The 200-nt window shown below is 58.5% G+C and carries 1 rRNA gene; it reads left to right on the top strand.

Annotated elements, in window-relative coordinates:
- Positions 1-62: 62 nt before the first annotated feature.
- Positions 63-200, top strand: a 16S ribosomal RNA gene (locus DWZ01_RS10510); the annotation flags it as partial.

Raw genomic sequence — 200 nt, 5'->3', positions numbered from 1 at the left:
ATCGAACGGAACCGATCAGCGATGAACTGAGAGGACCGGACGGGCTCGAAGCCCATATATTTTGGACGGAGAGTTCGATCCTGGCTCAGGATGAACGCTGGCGGCGCGCCTAACACATGCAAGTCGAACGGCACCTATCTTCGGATAGAAGCGAGTGGCGAACGGCTGAGTAACACGTGGAGAACCTGCCCCCTCCCCCG

Origin of the sequence: Collinsella sp. AF28-5AC (assembly GCF_003457875.1) — a bacterium.
Taxonomy (GTDB): domain Bacteria; phylum Actinomycetota; class Coriobacteriia; order Coriobacteriales; family Coriobacteriaceae; genus Collinsella.
This window is presented reverse-complemented; position numbering and strand designations above follow the sequence as displayed.